This window comes from Mesorhizobium sp. M1329, from assembly GCF_040318035.1.
In the GTDB taxonomy this organism is placed as follows: domain Bacteria; phylum Pseudomonadota; class Alphaproteobacteria; order Rhizobiales; family Rhizobiaceae; genus Mesorhizobium.
This window is the reverse complement of the sequence record NZ_JAMYLN010000011.1, coordinates 1-16,317: the sequence shown is the minus strand read 5'-3', so window position 1 is coordinate 16,317 and position 16,317 is coordinate 1. Positions and strand designations below refer to the sequence as shown.

15 protein-coding genes and 1 pseudogene are annotated in these 16,317 nt (G+C 62.8%); 9 read left to right on the top strand and 7 right to left on the bottom strand.

Annotation, left to right across the window (positions count from 1 at the left end):
- The first annotated feature begins 26 nt into the window (after positions 1-26).
- From NKH21_RS13320 to NKH21_RS13305, 4 genes are all read left to right on the top strand, one after another.
- Positions 27-1,157, top strand: a complete 1,131-nt coding sequence (locus tag NKH21_RS13320) for a patatin-like phospholipase family protein (RefSeq protein WP_352666240.1) — start codon at positions 27-29, stop codon at positions 1,155-1,157.
- Positions 1,158-1,538: 381 nt separating this feature from the next.
- Complete coding sequence (locus tag NKH21_RS13315) at positions 1,539-2,720, top strand: efflux RND transporter periplasmic adaptor subunit (RefSeq protein WP_352666220.1); 1,182 nt, start codon at positions 1,539-1,541, stop codon at positions 2,718-2,720.
- Positions 2,721-2,722: 2 nt separating this feature from the next.
- Positions 2,723-5,899: an efflux RND transporter permease subunit gene (locus NKH21_RS13310; RefSeq protein WP_352666222.1), complete on the top strand. Its 3,177-nt coding sequence runs from the start codon at positions 2,723-2,725 to the stop codon at positions 5,897-5,899.
- A 98-nt stretch (positions 5,900-5,997) separates the two neighbouring features.
- Positions 5,998-6,156 carry a DUF3309 family protein gene (locus NKH21_RS13305; RefSeq protein ID WP_352564626.1) on the top strand — a complete coding sequence of 53 codons (159 nt, stop codon included), beginning with the start codon at positions 5,998-6,000 and terminating at the stop codon, positions 6,154-6,156.
- 65 nt (positions 6,157-6,221) lie between these two features.
- Here the strand turns inward: NKH21_RS13305 and NKH21_RS13300 are convergent, their stop codons facing one another.
- Positions 6,222-7,181: an SDR family oxidoreductase gene (locus NKH21_RS13300; protein WP_352865491.1), complete on the bottom strand. Its 960-nt coding sequence runs from the start codon at positions 7,179-7,181 to the stop codon at positions 6,222-6,224.
- Between the two features lie 94 nt (positions 7,182-7,275).
- Between NKH21_RS13300 and NKH21_RS13295 the strand changes: the two genes are divergently transcribed.
- Complete coding sequence (locus tag NKH21_RS13295; protein WP_352666226.1) at positions 7,276-8,187, top strand: LysR family transcriptional regulator; 912 nt, start codon at positions 7,276-7,278, stop codon at positions 8,185-8,187.
- Here the strand turns inward: NKH21_RS13295 and NKH21_RS13290 are convergent.
- The 4 genes and pseudogenes from NKH21_RS13290 to NKH21_RS13275 all read right to left on the bottom strand — a co-directional run bounded on the left by NKH21_RS13290 (position 8,145) and on the right by NKH21_RS13275 (position 11,080).
- The gene (locus NKH21_RS13290; protein WP_352666228.1) at positions 8,145-9,326 is read right to left on the bottom strand and encodes an MFS transporter; all 1,182 of its coding nucleotides are present in this window, start codon (positions 9,324-9,326) and stop codon (positions 8,145-8,147) included. The genes NKH21_RS13295 and NKH21_RS13290 overlap by 43 nt on opposite strands.
- Positions 9,327-9,472: 146 nt before the next feature.
- Positions 9,473-9,935 (bottom strand): annotated as a pseudogene (locus NKH21_RS13285) (cupin domain-containing protein).
- An 11-nt stretch (positions 9,936-9,946) separates the two neighbouring features.
- Positions 9,947-10,255 carry a DUF1244 domain-containing protein gene (locus NKH21_RS13280; protein ID WP_352666230.1) on the bottom strand — a complete coding sequence of 103 codons (309 nt, stop codon included), beginning with the start codon at positions 10,253-10,255 and terminating at the stop codon, positions 9,947-9,949.
- Positions 10,256-10,282: 27 nt separating this feature from the next.
- The gene (locus NKH21_RS13275) at positions 10,283-11,080 is read right to left on the bottom strand and encodes an N-formylglutamate amidohydrolase (protein WP_352666232.1); all 798 of its coding nucleotides are present in this window, start codon (positions 11,078-11,080) and stop codon (positions 10,283-10,285) included.
- A 286-nt stretch (positions 11,081-11,366) separates the two neighbouring features.
- Between NKH21_RS13275 and NKH21_RS13270 the strand changes: the two genes are divergently transcribed.
- The 3 genes from NKH21_RS13270 to NKH21_RS13260 all read left to right on the top strand — a co-directional run bounded on the left by NKH21_RS13270 (position 11,367) and on the right by NKH21_RS13260 (position 14,539).
- Positions 11,367-11,813 (top strand): DUF1036 domain-containing protein, encoded by a 447-nt coding sequence (locus NKH21_RS13270; RefSeq protein ID WP_473505739.1) that lies wholly within the window; start codon positions 11,367-11,369, stop codon positions 11,811-11,813.
- The gene (gene pyk / locus NKH21_RS13265) at positions 11,810-13,240 is read left to right on the top strand and encodes a pyruvate kinase (protein ID WP_352865487.1); all 1,431 of its coding nucleotides are present in this window, start codon (positions 11,810-11,812) and stop codon (positions 13,238-13,240) included. The genes NKH21_RS13270 and pyk overlap by 4 nt, the downstream gene beginning before the upstream one ends.
- A gap of 216 nt (positions 13,241-13,456) precedes the next feature.
- Positions 13,457-14,539 carry an NAD(P)H-dependent flavin oxidoreductase gene (locus tag NKH21_RS13260; protein WP_352865485.1) on the top strand — a complete coding sequence of 361 codons (1,083 nt, stop codon included), beginning with the start codon at positions 13,457-13,459 and terminating at the stop codon, positions 14,537-14,539.
- A gap of 127 nt (positions 14,540-14,666) precedes the next feature.
- Here the strand turns inward: NKH21_RS13260 and NKH21_RS13255 are convergent, their stop codons facing one another.
- Positions 14,667-15,266 carry a tetratricopeptide repeat protein gene (locus tag NKH21_RS13255; RefSeq protein ID WP_352671804.1) on the bottom strand — a complete coding sequence of 200 codons (600 nt, stop codon included), beginning with the start codon at positions 15,264-15,266 and terminating at the stop codon, positions 14,667-14,669.
- Between the two features lie 95 nt (positions 15,267-15,361).
- On the bottom strand, positions 15,362-15,487 hold the full coding sequence (gene ykgO, locus NKH21_RS13250; protein WP_006327841.1) for a type B 50S ribosomal protein L36: 126 nt from the start codon (positions 15,485-15,487) through the stop codon (positions 15,362-15,364).
- A 230-nt stretch (positions 15,488-15,717) separates the two neighbouring features.
- Between ykgO and NKH21_RS13245 the strand changes: the two genes are divergently transcribed.
- Positions 15,718-16,140: a lysozyme inhibitor LprI family protein gene (locus tag NKH21_RS13245; RefSeq protein ID WP_352671802.1), complete on the top strand. Its 423-nt coding sequence runs from the start codon at positions 15,718-15,720 to the stop codon at positions 16,138-16,140.
- Positions 16,141-16,317 lie beyond the last annotated feature (177 nt).

Genomic DNA, 16,317 nt, shown 5'->3' with positions numbered 1-16,317 from the left:
GCCATCCAGCGGTCAAGGGCCACGCCATGCCGAAAAACGGCAAGGCGGAAGAGCCAAAGAAGATCAACATCGCGCTGCAAGGCGGCGGTTCGCACGGGGCGTTTTCCTGGGGCGTGCTCGATCGGCTGCTCGAGGACGGGCGCCTCGACATAACGGCGGTTTCGGGCACCAGTGCCGGCGCCATGAATGCCGTGGCGCTGGCCGACGGCTTTGTCCGCGGCGGCGTCGAGGGCGCGCGGCGGAAGCTCGATGATTTCTGGCGTGCGGTGGCGGCAAAGGGGCGCTTCAGCCCGGTGCAGCGCATGCCTTGGGACGTCGCCTGGGGCAATTGGTCGATCGAGAACACGCCCGGCTATTTCCTGTTCGATACGATGTCTCGGGTATTTTCGCCCTATATCGCCAATCCGCTCGCCATCAATCCGCTGCGCGACGTGGTCGAACGTGAGATCGATTTCGATAATGTGCGCGCCTGCAAATCGATAGAACTGTTCATTTCCGCTACCAATGTCGAGACCGGCCAGTTGCGGGTCTTCTCGGACGGCGAGATCGACCTCGACACGGTGATGGCGTCGGCCTGCCTGCCGCAATTGTTCCGTGCCGTCGAGATCAAGGGCGTGCCCTATTGGGATGGCGGCTATGGCGGCAACCCGGCACTGTTCCCGTTCTTCAAGACCGCGGCCACCGAGGACGTGCTCTTGGTGCAGATTAATCCGGTGGTCCGCGAGGGGACGCCGAAAAGCGCCAATGAAATCCAGAACCGCATCGACGAGATCACCTTCAATGCCGGGCTGTTGCGCGAATTCCGCTCGATCGCCTTCGTCAAGGAACTGATCGCCGCCGGCCGATTGCCGCATGGCGAATATCGCGACATCCGCATGCACCGCATCGACGCCGACGAAGCGTTCAAGGATCTGTCGGCATCGTCCAAGGTCAATGCCGAATGGGCGTTTCTTGCCTATCTGCGCGACCTCGGCCGCACCGCAGCCAGTGACTGGCTGGAAGAAAATTACGACGCCGTCGGCAAGCGGCCGACGATCGATCTGTCCGGCGAGCTCGACGACGGCTTGAAGCCGGTGCGCGGGCCGGCGCCGGGCCGGCGGGTCAAGGAGTTTCTTGCGGCGCGCAAGCAGCCCGAGGCCGCCCGCCGTCCGGCCTAGAACGGTTCATCCTTTCGGAAACGCCGAACCGCTCCATCTTTTTGTTTTGACGCAATTCCGGACGGAAAACCGTTTCACACCTTTCCTGGAATTGTTCCGGCTCCTCCGCAAAGCAGATGACATCACAATCCGTCCAATCATCCTGACACTTGCTGCCATACCGCTGTTTTGGCGATCAACAGCCGATGCTGCAGCCGCATCTTTGCGGACAAAGCAACAATCCATCAACTTTTCTGACTATATTGCGATGCAACTTTGAGGTAGAAGCGCGCTTCGCCGATCACGGCAATTTGAATACGGCCTCGCGCGCACCCATATCGGCGACGCGCCCCAAGTAGAAGATGCGGCCTGGCCGAACCCCGCGCACTGGAAAAAATGACGATGCCGAAATTCAGGTTTCACAAGCTTGCAGCCATTGTTGTGCTTATCGGGTTCGCCGGCTGGATGGCGACGGGCGAATTCTCGTCCGTCGGCAGCGCGTCCGCCGACAACAAGCCCAAGACAGGAGAGGTCGGGCAGCCCAAGCCAGCCGACGCAGCCAAGCCGGGGACTGCCGAGGCGAAACAGCCCAAGGCGCCGTTGCGCACGGTCGCGGTCATAACCCCGCCGCGGCGCACCTATGCACGCGCTATCCGCATTTCCGGACTGACCGAAGCCGATAAGCGCGCCGTCCTGGCGACACGCGTCGCCGGCGTCATCGACAAGCTGCCGGTCAAGCAGGGTCAGCACGTCAAGACCGGCGACCTGATCCTGATGCTTGCCGCCGAGGAAAAAATCTCGGCGGTCGACAACGCCAAACAACTTGTCGTGCAGCGTGAAGCGGAACTGGCTGCGGCCTTGCGGTTGATGAAAACCGGCAATCTGCCGACGCTGCAGCTCGATACGGCCCGCTCCAACCTGTCGCTGGCCAAGTCGCAACTGGACGCCGCGCAAGCTGAGCTCGACCGCAATGAGGTAAAGGCGCCCTTCGACGGCGTTATCGACCGGGTGCCGGTGGAGCTTGGCAGTTCGGTGATGCAGGGCGGCGAGGTGGCTACCATTCTCAGCCTCGACCCGGTGATTGCGCGCGGCGAGGTCAGCGAACGCGATCTCGGCTATCTGAAGATCGGCGACAAGGCAAATGTGCGTCTGGTCAGCGGTCAGAATGTCGAAGGCATCGTCCGCTACATCAGCCGGGATGCATCGTCGGCAACCCGTACCTTCCGGGTTGAAGTCGCCATCCCCAACGCCGATGGTTCCGTACCGGCCGGCATGACGGCCGAAATCGCGCTCAGCGCCCAGCCGACGGACGCTGTGATGCTGCCGCGATCGGTGGTGACGCTCGGCGACAAGGGGGATCTCGGCATTCGCGCCGTCGACAAGGACGACAAGGTCGTGTTCTTCCCGATCGACCTGGTCGACGACACGCCGACCGGCCTGGTGCTCGGCGGCATTCCGGCCGACGCCCGCATCATCGTCGCCGGCCAGGAGCTGGTGAAGGAAGGCGAAGTGATCAAGCCGGTCGAAGCCGACCAGGCGACCATCCAAAAGCTGTTGGGCGAAGCGACGACCGGGACGCAGTAATCATGGACATCGTCAAACTTGCAATCAGCAATGCCCGGCTGACCATTTCGGTCCTGGTCTTTCTCATCCTTGCCGGTGCGGTCGCCTACCAGTCGACGCCAAAGGAGGCGGAACCGGACGTTCCGATTCCGATGATGTATGTCAGCCTGATCTACCAGGGCATCTCGCCGGAAGACTCCGAGCGCCTCCTGCTGCGGCCGATGGAAGCCAAGCTGAAGAGCCTGAAGGGCCTCAAGGAGATGCGCTCGGCCGCCTTCCAGGGCGGCGGTTATGTGCTGGTCGAATTCCAGCCGCAGACGGACCTCGCCACCGCGCTGCAGGACACGCGCAGCAAGGTGCAGGACGGCAAGGCCGACCTGCCGCAAGCGGCTGAGGAGCCCGTGGTCTCAGAGGTCAACATCTCCGAATTCCCCGTCCTTGTCGTGACGCTGTCGGGCGAGGTGCCCGAGCGCGTGCTGACGGCGGCGGCGCGCGAGCTGCGCGACCGCATCGAGGAAGTGCCTGGCGTGCTTGAGGGCTCGCTGCAGGGTGCGCGCGACGACCTCGTCGAAGTGGTCATCGATCCGATGAAGCTGTCTTCCTACGGGCTGCAGCTCGACCAGTTGATTGGTGCCGTCGGCGCTTCCAACAGTCTTGTCGCCGCCGGCAATATCGAAGGGTCCGAGGGCAAATACGCGGTCAAGGTGCCCTCGCTTATCGAGACGCCAGAGGATGTGGCGGCGCTTCCGGTCGTCGCCGGCCCCAATGCGGTGGTGCAGGCCAAGGATATCGCCACCATCCGCTCGACCTTCAAGGACGCCGAGACGGTTACCCGCCTCGACGGCAAGCCGGCGATTGCCATCGAGGTGAAGAAGCGCATCGGCTCCAACCTGATCGATACGATTGGCAAGGTCAGAGAGGTTTCCGACGCCTTCATCAAGACCATGCCGGAGGGCATGCACGTCACCTACACGCAAGACAAGTCCGTCTTCGTGAACCAGTTGCTCGGCGACCTGCAGAACCACGTGATGATCGCCGTCATCCTGGTGTTCATCGTCATTCTCTACGCGCTGTCTGGCCGTGCCTCGCTGCTGATCGGATTGGCCATCCCCTCATCCTTCCTGATGGGCATCCTGTTGCTGGCAATGATGGGCTACACGATCAATATGATCGTGCTGTTCAGCCTCATCCTGGCGGTCGGCATGCTGGTCGACGACGCCATCATCGTCACCGAATTCGCCGAGCGACGCATGAGCGAGGGCATGCCGAAGGAGCAAGCGTTCGCGCTTGCCGCCAAGCGCATGGCTGGCCCGGTCATCGCGGCGACGATGACGCGCATTGCCGCCTTCTCGCCGCTGTTGTTCTGGCCGGGCATCATCGGCGACTTCATGAAATATATGCCGATCACGCTGATCGTGACGCTCTCGGCCTCGATGCTCTATGCGCTGGTCTTCGCACCGACGCTGGGCGCCATATTCGCCAAGGCGCCCGCCCATCACCCCGACGACAATCGCGACGGCTGGTACATGGCCGTGGTCAAGCAGGCGGTGCATTATCCCATCACCGTGCTTGTCCTCACTGTGGCGCTGTTGTTCGGCGTCGGCTACGCCTATTCGAAATTCGGCGCCGGCGTCGAATTCTTCCCGAATGTCGAGCCTGACTACGGCCTGCTCTATGTCCACGCCCGCGGCAATCTTTCGCTTGCCGAAATGGATGCGGCCACCAAGACGGCGGAAAACCGGCTGCTCGGCTGGCCGGGCGTTAAGTCCGTCTATACCCGTGTCGGCAAGACGCAGGGCGGCGGCCAGGACGTTCCGGAAGACGTGGTCGGCGTGATCCAGTACGAATTCGTCGACTGGCGTGAGCGTAAATCGGCGAACTCAATCCTCGACGAACTGCGCGGCGTGATGGCCGGCATTCCCGGTGTCGACGTGGAGGTTCGCGTGCCGGAAGCCGGCCCGCCCACCGGCAAGCCGATCCAGATCAGGCTTTCGGCCGTCGATCCGAAGGGCCTTGACGACAAGGCCCGCGCCGTTGCCGCGCGCATTGCCAAGGTGCCCGGCGTCATCGATATTTCCGATGGTCTGGCGCCGCCCGGCGTCGACTGGGCGCTCGAGGTCGATCGCGCCAAGGCGGCGCAGTACGGCATCAGCCCGACCGCGGTCGGAACGGTGGTGCAATTGGTGACCAACGGGCTCAAACTCAGCGAGTACCGGCCCGCCGGCGCCGATGATGCCGTCGACATCAGACTGCGCCTGCCCGAGGATCGGCGCACGCTGTCGACGCTCGACGAACTCAGGGTGCAGACAGCGCAAGGCTCGGTGCCGATCTCGAACTTCGTCGTGCGCAAGCCGGAGCCGACGGTCGGTATCCTCAACCGCATCGACGGTGCGCGAACGGTGGTCGTCCAGGCCAACGTCGCTGCCGGCGCCCAGGTGGCTGCCGTCCAGCAGGAGGTCACCAAAGCTGTCGCAGACATGAACCTCGGCAGCGGCATTCGCTGGAAGCTTGCCGGTTCGAATGAGGACAGCGCGGAGGCCGGGGCCTTCCTCAGCAAAGCCTTCGGTGCGGCGATCTTCCTGATCTTCATCGTGCTTCTGGCGCAGTTCAACAAATTCACCAGCGTCTGGCTGGTGCTGTCCTGCGTGGTCATGGCGACGATCGGCGTGTTCCTCGGGCTGCTGCTGACGGGAGAGGCATTCGGCATCGTCATGTCGGGCATCGGTGTCATCGCGCTGGCCGGCGTGGTGGTGAACAACAACATCGTGCTGATCGACACCTATGACCGGTTGCGCGAAGAGGGCTGGGACAAATACGAAGCCGTTCTGCAGACCTGCCGCGAACGTGCCCGCCCGGTGGTGCTGACGGCGGTGTCGGCGATCCTCGGCGTGCTGCCGATCGCCTTCGGCCTCGGCCTCGAAATCTTCCATCACGAGACGACGATCAACGCGCCGTCGACGCAATGGTGGATTTCGCTGTCCTCGGCGATCGTCTTCGGGCTGTCCTTCGCCACCGTGCTGACGCTGGTGGTGACGCCGTCGATGCTGATGGTGTTCACTCGCGCCAAGCTCAAACCCGGTGCGCGTCGTGGCTGGTTCAGTCGTCTGTTTGGGCGTCCTAAGGCCGACATCCCGTCGAAAGGCCCGGACGCCGATCTGGGCGCCGAACCGGCGATCGCCTTCCCGAAGGCCGCCGAATAGAGTCCGGATCGCCGTCCTGATCAAGCAAGGCCGCCCTGGAACAATGGGCGGCCTTCTGCATTGTTCCGTCATTGCAACCTCAAAGCGAGGATTTTCTGATGACGATCAGCACCATTCTCGTCATTATTCTTATTCTTATCCTGATCGGCGCGGTTCCGGCGTGGCCGCATTCCCGGTCTTGGGGTTACGGCCCATCCGGCATCGTCGGCGTCATCCTGATCGTTGTCCTGGTGCTGCTGTTGATGGGCCGGATCTGAGCGCAACCTCCCTCCCGAACAGCGGCGGATGACCATCTGGCCATCCGCCTTTTTTTGGTTTGTTGTTAGGCAACTTTTTGCATCGTCTTGAGCGTGGCGATGCCGATATCCTCGAGCGCTTCCGACACTGCATCTTCCAGCGGCGTGTGCGGGATCGTACCGATAACGCTTTCCAGTCTGCCTGAAACGAGCCGGTGCGGCTCGAAGCGGAGATAGGACATCGAAACGATCTCGCGCCACATGGCCACGAACGGGCTGCCAGCGCGCAGCACCCACCACGGCATCATCGTCAGTTTCAACGTGCGCCCGAGCGCCTTCTCCGCGGCCGCCTTGATCTCCAGATCGGCCACCGCATGGCCGGGAAAGTTCAGCGCCTCGTAGAAGCCGAGCTTGTCGAGATTGTCAGCCAGTCCGACGAAAGCCTTGGCCAGGTCGGGCAGATAGGCCCATTCATGCACGAGATCGACCGGTCCCGGTGCCGTATAGATACCCTTAGTCATCTTGGCGGCAACAACCAGATCGAACCACGATCCGCTGCCGGTGCCGCCGAAGAAACCACCGGCGCGCAGCAGGATCGTGCGCACCCGACCTGCGTTGGCCTCGCGGCGAAACAGGTCCTCCATGGCGACGCGGATGCGGCCCTTTTCCGTCGTCGGACGAAACGGCGTGGCTTCAGTGATCACCGCCGGCATCGGCGAGCCGTAATTGTAGACGGTGCCTGGGAAGAGATGCAGCGCGCCATTCGCCCGGCAGGCAGCCATCACATTCTCGGCCATCGGCAGGCATTTGCTCCAGTCGGTGTAGAGCGGGTTGAGGCCATTAAAAATGATATCGACGCCTTCGGTCGCGCGGATCAGCGCAGCACGGTCGAGCGCGTCGCCGGCGATCGCCGTGGCGCCTTTGAGCTCGGCCGGCACCTTGCCGCTGCGGGTGATGGCACGGACATCGTAGCCGGCATCGAGGAAGGCCTTGGCCACCGTGCGGCCGAGCCGGCCATTGGCGCCGAGAATTGCGATCTTGGTCATTGTTCGTCTCCGTGTTTGCGCTACGACCGCAATGTGATCTCCTCGCAAACGAATGAAAATTGACTAAAGCTGGCGGTCTGATATTCAAGTTTGAATGGATATCGATTGGAACCTGATCAAGAGTTTCGTCACCGTGGCGGAGACCGGCAGCCTGTCGGCCGCCGCGCGAAAACTTGCCGCGAGCCAGCCGACGCTCGGTCGCCACATCACCGAGCTGGAACAGGCGCTCGGCGTCACGCTCTTCCGGCGCGGGCGGCGCGGCTATGCGCTCACGGAAGCGGGCAGCACGCTTTTTGAACGGGGCCGCGCGGTGAGCGAGCAGGCGAGCGCCTTTTCGTTGCTGGCGCTGGGATCGGTCGAAGCGATAGAGGGTACGGTGCGCATTGCCGCCAGCGAGGTGGTGGCGGCCTATGTGCTGCCGGAAATGACTGCGAGGCTTGGGACCGAGGAGCCCGGCATCGAGGTCGAGATCGTCGCGTCGAACCAGGTCGAAAACCTCTTGCGCCGCGATGCCGATATCGCCATTCGCATGGTCCAGCCGGCGCAGAATGAACTGGTCGCACGCAAGGTGACCGACATTCCGCTCCGCGCCTGTGCGGCAAAATCCTATCTCGACCGGCGCGGCCGTCCGCGCGAGGCCCGCGATCTGGCCGGCCACGATCTGGTCGGCTTCGACCGCAGCGACGAGATCATTCGCGGCTTCGCCCAATTCGGCGTCGCGCTCACCCGCAGTGCCTTCCGCTTCAGGACCGACAATCAGATCGTGCTTTGGGAAGCGGTGCGGGCGGGAAACGGCATCGGCTTTGGCCAGCAGCCGCTGGCCGAGCGCGATGCGCTGGTCGAAACAGTGCTGCCCGGTCTCCCGCTGCCGACGCTACCGGTGTGGCTGGCCATGCATCGCGACGTGCGCACCAGCGTGCGCATCCGCCGCGTCGCGGATTTCCTCTACGAAGAGTTCAAGCGCTATTCGGCCGGTGCGGGCTCGGCAGCGAATTCGGCGCGGTGAGCGAGGCCGGCCATCAACAGCACGACGACCAGCAGCCCGGACAGAGCGACGAAGATCGGGCCGAAGCTCGAGTGCTCGGCGATGAAGCCGATCGCCGACGGCGCCACCAGAATGCCTGAGTAACCCATTGTGGTGACGACGCTCATGCCTGTGCCGGACGCCATGCCTTCCTGGTTGCCGCCGGCCGAAAAAATGATCGGCACCATGTTGGCAATGCCGAGGCCGCAAAAGGCAAAGGCGGCAATGGCCAGCCAAGGCGAGGGAGCCAGCCCGGCCACCAGCATGCCGGCAGCAGCGGCAAGGGCCGAGGCGCGCAACGTCGTAACGGCACCGAAACGGTTGCGGACGCCGTCGCCAAGAAAGCGCATGACGGCCATGACGCCGGAAAAGGCGGCGTAGGCCAGGCCTGCGATGGCAAGATCGGCGCCGAGTTCCTGCCGGAGATACAGCGCTGCCCAGTCGAGCACCGCGCCTTCGGAGATCATCGTCAGCAGCGCCATAAGTCCGACTAGATAGACCAGCGGGTTGGCCGGCAGCGCGAATTTGTGGTGCTCGGCGATTGGGTGCTTGTCCTCGGCGATCAGGTAGCGGACCGCTACGGCGATGACGGCGAAGGCAAGAGCCGTCACCATCGTCGCATGGGCGAGGTGACCGTAGTTCTGGATGGCGAAACCGCCCAAAGCGCCGCCAGCGAAACCGCCAAGGCTCCAGAAGCCGTGCGAGGACGACATGATGGCACGGGACAGCCGCCGTTCGACTGCCACTGCATTGGCATTCATGGCGACGTCCATGCCGCCGATCGAACCGCCGAAAATGAACATGGCGACGGCCGCCAACGGCACGTTGGGGGCCAGAGCCACGACCAAAAGGCCGAAGCTGCCGGCAAGTCCGAACCAGCGCAGCACCATGCGGGAGCCATGCTTCGAGATCAGATGGCCGCACCAGGTCATGGCGGTGACGGCGCCGGCGCCGAACAACAGAATCAGCAGGCCGAGCGTGAACTTGCTGATGTCCAGCCGGGTCAGGAACACCGGGATCTGCGGCGCCCAGCTGCCGGTCAGGAAGCCATTGGCGAGGAAGATGGCGGCCACTGCCCAGCGTCCACGAATCGCGGTCTGCGTAATTTTCTGCGCGTCCATCGGGTAGAATCCGGTCCGGAAATGGCTTTGCGCGGCAAATTAGATCGATTCAATTCACAGTCAAGCGCTCTTCGCCGAAAGTGCTTGGACCAGGCGCTACGTCCTCTCGCGTCGGCCAACCATCTCGACGGTCCACTCCGAAATTCCTAGGGCTCGGGATAAGGCGTGCCATCCTTGTGTACAAACCGGCCGTCGGCGTTGGTGCTCATCATGTCGATGTCGGAGCAGGTGGTTACATCGTCGGGCCAGCGCGAACCGACTTCGAGATAGATCGCCATCGCGCCCGATTTATTGATCATGTGATGGCCGTTGCCTGATCCTTTCGGAAAGGCCGCGCAATCACCGGGCGCGCGGCACCATCTCGCCGGCATCTTCGACGAGCGTCAGCTCGCCTTCAAACACGTAGACGAATTCGTCTTCGTGCGAATGCCAGTGGCGCTGGCTCGACCAGTTGCCCGGCGGCAGGCGCATGAGATTGATGCCGAAATCGGTGAGCCCGCCGGCGTTGCCCAGCCGCTGCCGCACGCGTTCGGCACAGGGTGCATCGAACGGCGGTGGATAGGATGAGCCCTTGCGTCTGGGCACGTCGGCAACGTCAATCTTAGGCACGGCGGCCTCCCCTAGTGATCCGTAGGGCGTCTTGCCTCGAACTCGGCCTTCTTGGCGTCGGAGGCTTCGACCTGGTTCAGTGCCTGCCACTCGGCATAGGGCATGCCGTAGATGATCTCGCGCGACTGTTCCTTGCCGAGTTCGACACCCTCGGCTTGCGCCGCGTCGCGGTACCAGTTGGACAGGCAGTTGCGGCAGAAGCCGGCGAGGTTCATCAGGTCGATGTTCTGTACGTCGGAACGCTCGCGCAGATGCGCGACTAGCCGGCGGAAGGCAGCGGCTTCGAAATCGCGCCTTTGTTCGTCGCTGAGTTCGGTCATGTCCTGTTGGCCTCCCTTGGGCCTCCATCATACCGGCCCGGTGCGCGAGCCGAATATTTTCACCTGGTGTATATCGGCACGTCGATCGATCGCGTCAACGATCGGCGCCAGCCGTTCGGCCCAGGCGAGGGCACCCTTGCGGTCGGCGATCAGGTCCTGGCGGATTTCGAGCAGCGCATGGGCAAAGCCGTTGACGATGGCGTGCCTGAACATGGTATCGCCGCGCAATGCGCCGTCATAGGGTTCGTTATCGCCGACGATGAGGCTCTTGTCCTCGGCGAGCATGTCGATCAGCGGCTGCGCCACGCGATCGTCGAGATCCCATAGTATGCCGACGTGCCACGGCCGCACGAAGCCTTGCATGGTCGGCGTGAAGGAATGCACCGAAAAGATGAAGGGTGTCTGAGCGGATGCTTGCGCCACAGAGGCGATCATGGCGCCGATGGCATCATGATAGGGGCGGTAAAAACGGTCCAGCCGTCTTTCGCGCTCCTCCGTGGCCATGGGATAATTTCCCGGGATGACGGTGCCGTCATAGAGCTGGCGGATCAGCGTTGGATCGTCTTCGCCGCGATTGGGGTCGATCAGCAGTCGCGAAAAATTGGCAAGCACCGCCGGAACGCCGAGCAGACTTGCGAGTTCGCGGGTTACAGTCTCGACGCCGATGTCGTAGGCGATGTGGCGGTCGAACTCCGCCGCCGGCAGCCCAAGGCTGCCATACTCCTCCGGCAGGTCGCGGCGGGCGTGATCGGCCAGAAGCACCATGCCGCGCTTGCGATCGCCTTCGACGATATCGAAAGGCGCGAAAACTGTGGATCGGGTCATTGGCGGGAAAGGTCTGTTCGCTGGCTTCCGGGGAGGGTGGTATCGTCATTCCACGAAGAGAACGCTCGCGCAATGCCGTTGTTTGGCCACGGTTTCTGCCAAAAAACTGAGCAGGGGCGACAGCAAGCGCGTCAGAGCCTTCTAAATCGATTGGAATTGGACAGATCGGCGCGTTGACATGCGTGCGGACTTTTCCGAAAAGGGGCGTTGAGAGATGCAAATGTGGTTCTTGAGGGGTTTCGGGATGGGTTTCGCTGGCAGGCTGCGTGTGCGCCATGCCTTGGCCATGCCGCTCCTGATACCTGCCATGGGCCTTTTCGCGGTGATTTCGGCCTCGCCGGCACGGGCCGATTTCCGGGTCTGCAACGCCACACAGAACCTGGTTGGTGTCGGCATCGGCTACCGCGCCAAAGCCGGCTGGATCACCGAAGGCTGGTGGCACATCGAAGGATCGAGCTGCAAGACGCTGATCGAGGGACCGTTGTCATCAAGGTTTTACTATCTTTATGCAGAAGACGCCGAGCGCGGCGGACGCTGGGATGGCCCGATCAACATGTGCGTGGCCGAAAAAGAGTTCAAGATCGCCGGCGTTACCGATTGCGTCGCCCGGGGCTTTCAGCGCGCCGGATTCCAGGAATATGACACGGGCGAGCAGGCAAGCTGGATGGTCCAGCTGACTGACGAGCCCGCAACGGATGGCGCTCCAGCCGCCCCGGGAACAAACAGTCAATGAGACGCAGCCGCAAGGTCAAGATCCTCGCCACCATCGGTCCGGCCTCCTCGTCCGAGGAGATGCTGAAGAAGCTGTTCGAAGCCGGCGCCGACGTGTTCCGCATCAATATGAGCCACACCGACCATGAATTGATGCGCACACTTGTCGGCCGCATTCGTGCCGTCGAGGAGGCAGTCGGCCGGCCGATCGGCATTCTCGCCGACCTGCAAGGGCCAAAGCTGCGCGTCGGCAAGTTCGCCAACGGCAAAGAGGTGCTGACCGTGGGCCAGACCTTCACGCTCGACGACAATCCCGAGCCCGGCAATTCGACGAGGGTCTACCTGCCGCATCCCGAAATCCTGCGTTCGGTCGAGGCTGGTCATCGCCTGCTGATCGACGACGGCAAGCTCGAGCTCAAGGCGGTCAGCAGCAACGGCAAGGCGATCGTCTGCACCGTCGTCGCCGGCACGACCATTTCCGACAAAAAGGGCGTCAGTCTGCCCGACACCGACCTGCCGGTCGGCGCGCTGACGGAAAAGGACCGCCGGGATCTCGACGCGGTTCTGGCAACAGGCGTCGACTGGGTGGCGCTGTCCTTCGTGCAGCGGCCCGAGGACCTGGCCGAAGCGCGCAAGATCGCACGCGGCCGGGCGCTGATCATGGCCAAGATCGAAAAGCCGCAGGCCGTCGCCCGGCTGGCCGAGATCATCGAGCTCTCGGATGCGCTGATGGTTGCCCGCGGCGATCTCGGCGTCGAGATGCCGCTCGAAGCCGTGCCTGGCATCCAGAAGCAGATCACCCGCGCCGCGCGCCGCGCCGGCAAGCCGGTGGTGGTCGCCACGCAGATGCTGGAATCGATGATCACCGTGCCGGTGCCGACGCGCGCCGAGGTGTCGGACGTGTCGATCGCGGTGTTTGAAGGCGCCGACGCTATCATGCTTTCGGCGGAATCCGCCGCCGGGGCCTATCCGGTCGAGGCGGTGGCGATGATGAACCGGATCGCCACCAAGGTCGAAACCGACCCGACCTATGCCGGCATTATCAACGCGCAGCGCTCGGAACCGGAAGCGACCGGAGCCGACGCCATCTCGCTCGCCGCTCGCGAAATAGCCGAGACGCTGAAGCTGTCGGCGATCATCACCTATACCGCGTCTGGCACCACCGGCTTGCGCGCCGCGCGCGAGCGGCCGCAAGTGCCGATCGTGGCGCTGTCGCCGATCCTCAACACGGCGCGGCGGCTGTCGCTGTTGTGGGGCACGCATTGCGTCGTTTCCCCCGATGCCAGCGACCTCGACGACATGGTCGACCGCGCCTGCCGCATCGCCTTCGAGGAGGGCTTCGGCAAGCCGGGCGACCGCGTCATCATCACCGCCGGCGTGCCGCTGAGGACGCCGGGATCGACCAACATGCTGCGCATCGCCTATGTCGGATCGGAAGTCGGCCGCTAATGTCGGCCGCGGCTGCCGGATAGGCCGGCGGCATGGCGCGTCGTAAACACGGCGCCAGCCCGGCGCATCGACGGCGGTTGGGTTAGGATCGACGCCGGACTCCGCCAGCTTGCATCAGGTGTGTGGCCGGCCGTGAAGCGGTTCGAAGGCCCTATCCGACTTGAGCTGGAAGTCAGTTAAGGTAATCTCTCCTGGGAGAAAGAGGAGGGTGATCCAATGTGGATGCGCACTGATCTTCTGGAACTCCTCGGCATTGAGCACCCGATAATCCAGGCGCCGATGAGCGGCATCACCACGCCGGAACTCGCGGCGGCAGTCAGCAATGCCGGGGCGCTTGGCTCGCTCGGATGCGGCATTCTGCCTGCGGCGGCTATCCGCGAGCAGCTCATGGCGACGCAGCACGCCACCAATCGTCCGATCAACGTCAACTTCTTTGCGCACCCGGCGCCGGCAGGCGATGATGCGGCAGCCCAAAGTATGCGAGACCGCCTTCGCGGCTGCTATGAGGAGGTCGGCCTCGGACCGGTACCCGAGCCGGGCGAGCCCTTCCCCACCTTCGATCGTGAGCGTCTCGAAATTGTGCTCGAGCTGCGCCCCAAGGTGGTCAGCTTCCACTTCGGCCTACCGGACACCGCAATTGTGCAGCAGTTGAAGGCGGCCGGCTGTACTGTCTTGTGTTCGGCCACCACTGTCTCGGAAGCGCGCCAGCTTGAGGCAGGAGGGGTGGACGCCATTATCGCCCAGGGATACGAGGCGGGTGGGCATCGCGGCACATTCACTGGCGACCCTGCTATCGGCACTGCCGGCACCATGGCGCTCGTACCGCAGATTGTTGATGCCGTGCGGGTGCCTGTAATTGCCGCCGGCGGTATCTTCGACGGTCGCGGCATTGCTGCCAGCTTTGCACTTGGTGCATCTGGTGTGCAGATCGGCACGGCTTTCCTGGCCTGTCCTGAAGCCAATGTGCAGCCAGTCTATCGCGTAGCATTGCGCTGGGCCAACGACGAGAGCACGTCGGTGACTCGCTGCTTCACTGGCCGCCCAGCGCGCGTGGTGCGCAACCGGTTTGTGATGGAAATGGCTGGTGAGGAAGATGCTGCGCTGGCGTTTCCGCTACAGGCGAGTCTGGTCATGCCGCTTTCGATGGCAAAGGATGAAAGCAAGCGGGCTGACTTCTTGCCCATTTGGGCCGGGCAGGGCGTTGCGAAGCTCCGGGAAATGCTGGCCGCCGCCCTTGTGGAGAAACTCGTCACGGAAGCAAGCGGCGTAGATCGGGCCTATAGGGGAGTAGGGGAGTAGGGGAGTAGGGGAGTAGGGGAGTAGGGGCATGTGTTCCAGAGTGCGTTCCACAATGCAATCTGCACCACTCACATACTGCCTTACTCCCTTATTCCCCTACTCCCCTACCCCTACTCCTTTACTGGTCTCAAATGCCTTCGCCGGCAAGCTCCTCGGAAAGTGCGCCGACCTGGTCCTGGGCGCTGCGCATCATTGGATAGATGCCGAGAACACGCTGCCAGGCTTCGAGCGCCGACTGCTTGTGGCCGGTTTCGGCCATGATCTGGGCCAGGCCCGAAAGCGCGCCGAAATGGCGAGGTTCGAGCTGCAGGGTGCGGTCGATGTCCGCCATCGACTTCCCGTAGTTCTTCATCATGAAATGAACAGTGGCGCGCCGGTTCCAGCCTTCCGCATAGGTCGGCTGCAAAGTCACCACCTGATCGAGGAAATCGAGCGCGACATCGAATTTCTGGTTTTCGATTGCCTTCTGCGACCATTGCATCATCAGGTCGATCGAGGCGCTGCCCGACTGGGACCACTCGTTCCCAATGCGCCCGGCGATGCGCTCGGCCGCCTTTTCATTGCGTTCGCGCTTGAGATCGGCAAACAGCTGATCGAGCCGCGCCTGTTTCGTCTTGACGACCGGAGGTGCTGTCGGCGGAGTTGTAGTCGGATCTTCAGCCCAGGCCGGCAGCGAGACAGCGCCGGAAACGAGGAAAGCCGTGAAAAATGCAAAAAGAATCCGCATCGCGGGAATCTAGCCCCCGACGCCGGATCGTCAAACTGAATTTAGCGTGAGAGGCGTATCATGCGAACGGAGGCGCGCAGCCTCCGGTCGAAAACTCAACCCTGGCGCGCCTTGTAGCGCGGAGCGGTCTTGTTGATGATGTAGACGCGGCCCTTGCGACGAACCAGCTGGTTGTCACGGTGACGCGCCTTCAACGCCTTGAGCGAATTCTTGATCTTCATGGTCTTGCCCGTCGGTCTGGGCCCTGTCCCGGGCCGAATTATTAAGGCGCGCCCACCGACGCGCCTTTGAACTGTGCGAGGCTCATAGACGAGGAGCGTTGCCCGTGTCAACCGCAAGCGCGTTACCTAAACGATACGGACCGTTTCGTATCATCAAATATCCGCCACTGGCGCCTTGCGGCGCGTGATTGAACCGGCTGGAATGATGCGGTTGCGAATTGGAGATCATCATGCGCCGAATTCTTGTGTCCGCCTGTCTTGTCGTCCTCGCGGCAGGCTCTGTTGCTTATGCGCAGGAATGCGACCGCAACGACGACAGCCAGCAGATGATGAACATCTGCGCCGACGCGGACACCAAATCCGCCGACGCCAAGCTCAACAAGGCCTACCAGGATCTCATCGGCGGAGGCGATGCAAAAGCCAGGAAGCTGTTGCAGACGGCGCAGCGCGCGTGGATCGCATTTCGCGACGCGGAATGCAGCTATTCCGCCGCGGACAGCGAAGGCGGCTCGATCTATCCGATGCTGATATCGGAATGCCTGACACGGCTGACCGACGACCGCACCAAGCAGCTCACTGCCGATTCGACCTGCGCGGAAGGCAATGTAAGCTGCGCCAGCCCCGACGAGGACGAGAGCGACGACATCCAGTAAGCGTACGTTCTAACTTTTTGTTTGAGCATGATCTTTTCCGAAAACCGGATTCCACTTTTCGCTAACGCGGACCTTCGGTTCGGGATCACGCTCTAGATGTTTAGTCCCGGCATTTGCTGGAGCGGATTGAGAGTGAAGCGCTCGGGCTGGGAAGCCCATGCCTTGCAGATGAACTCG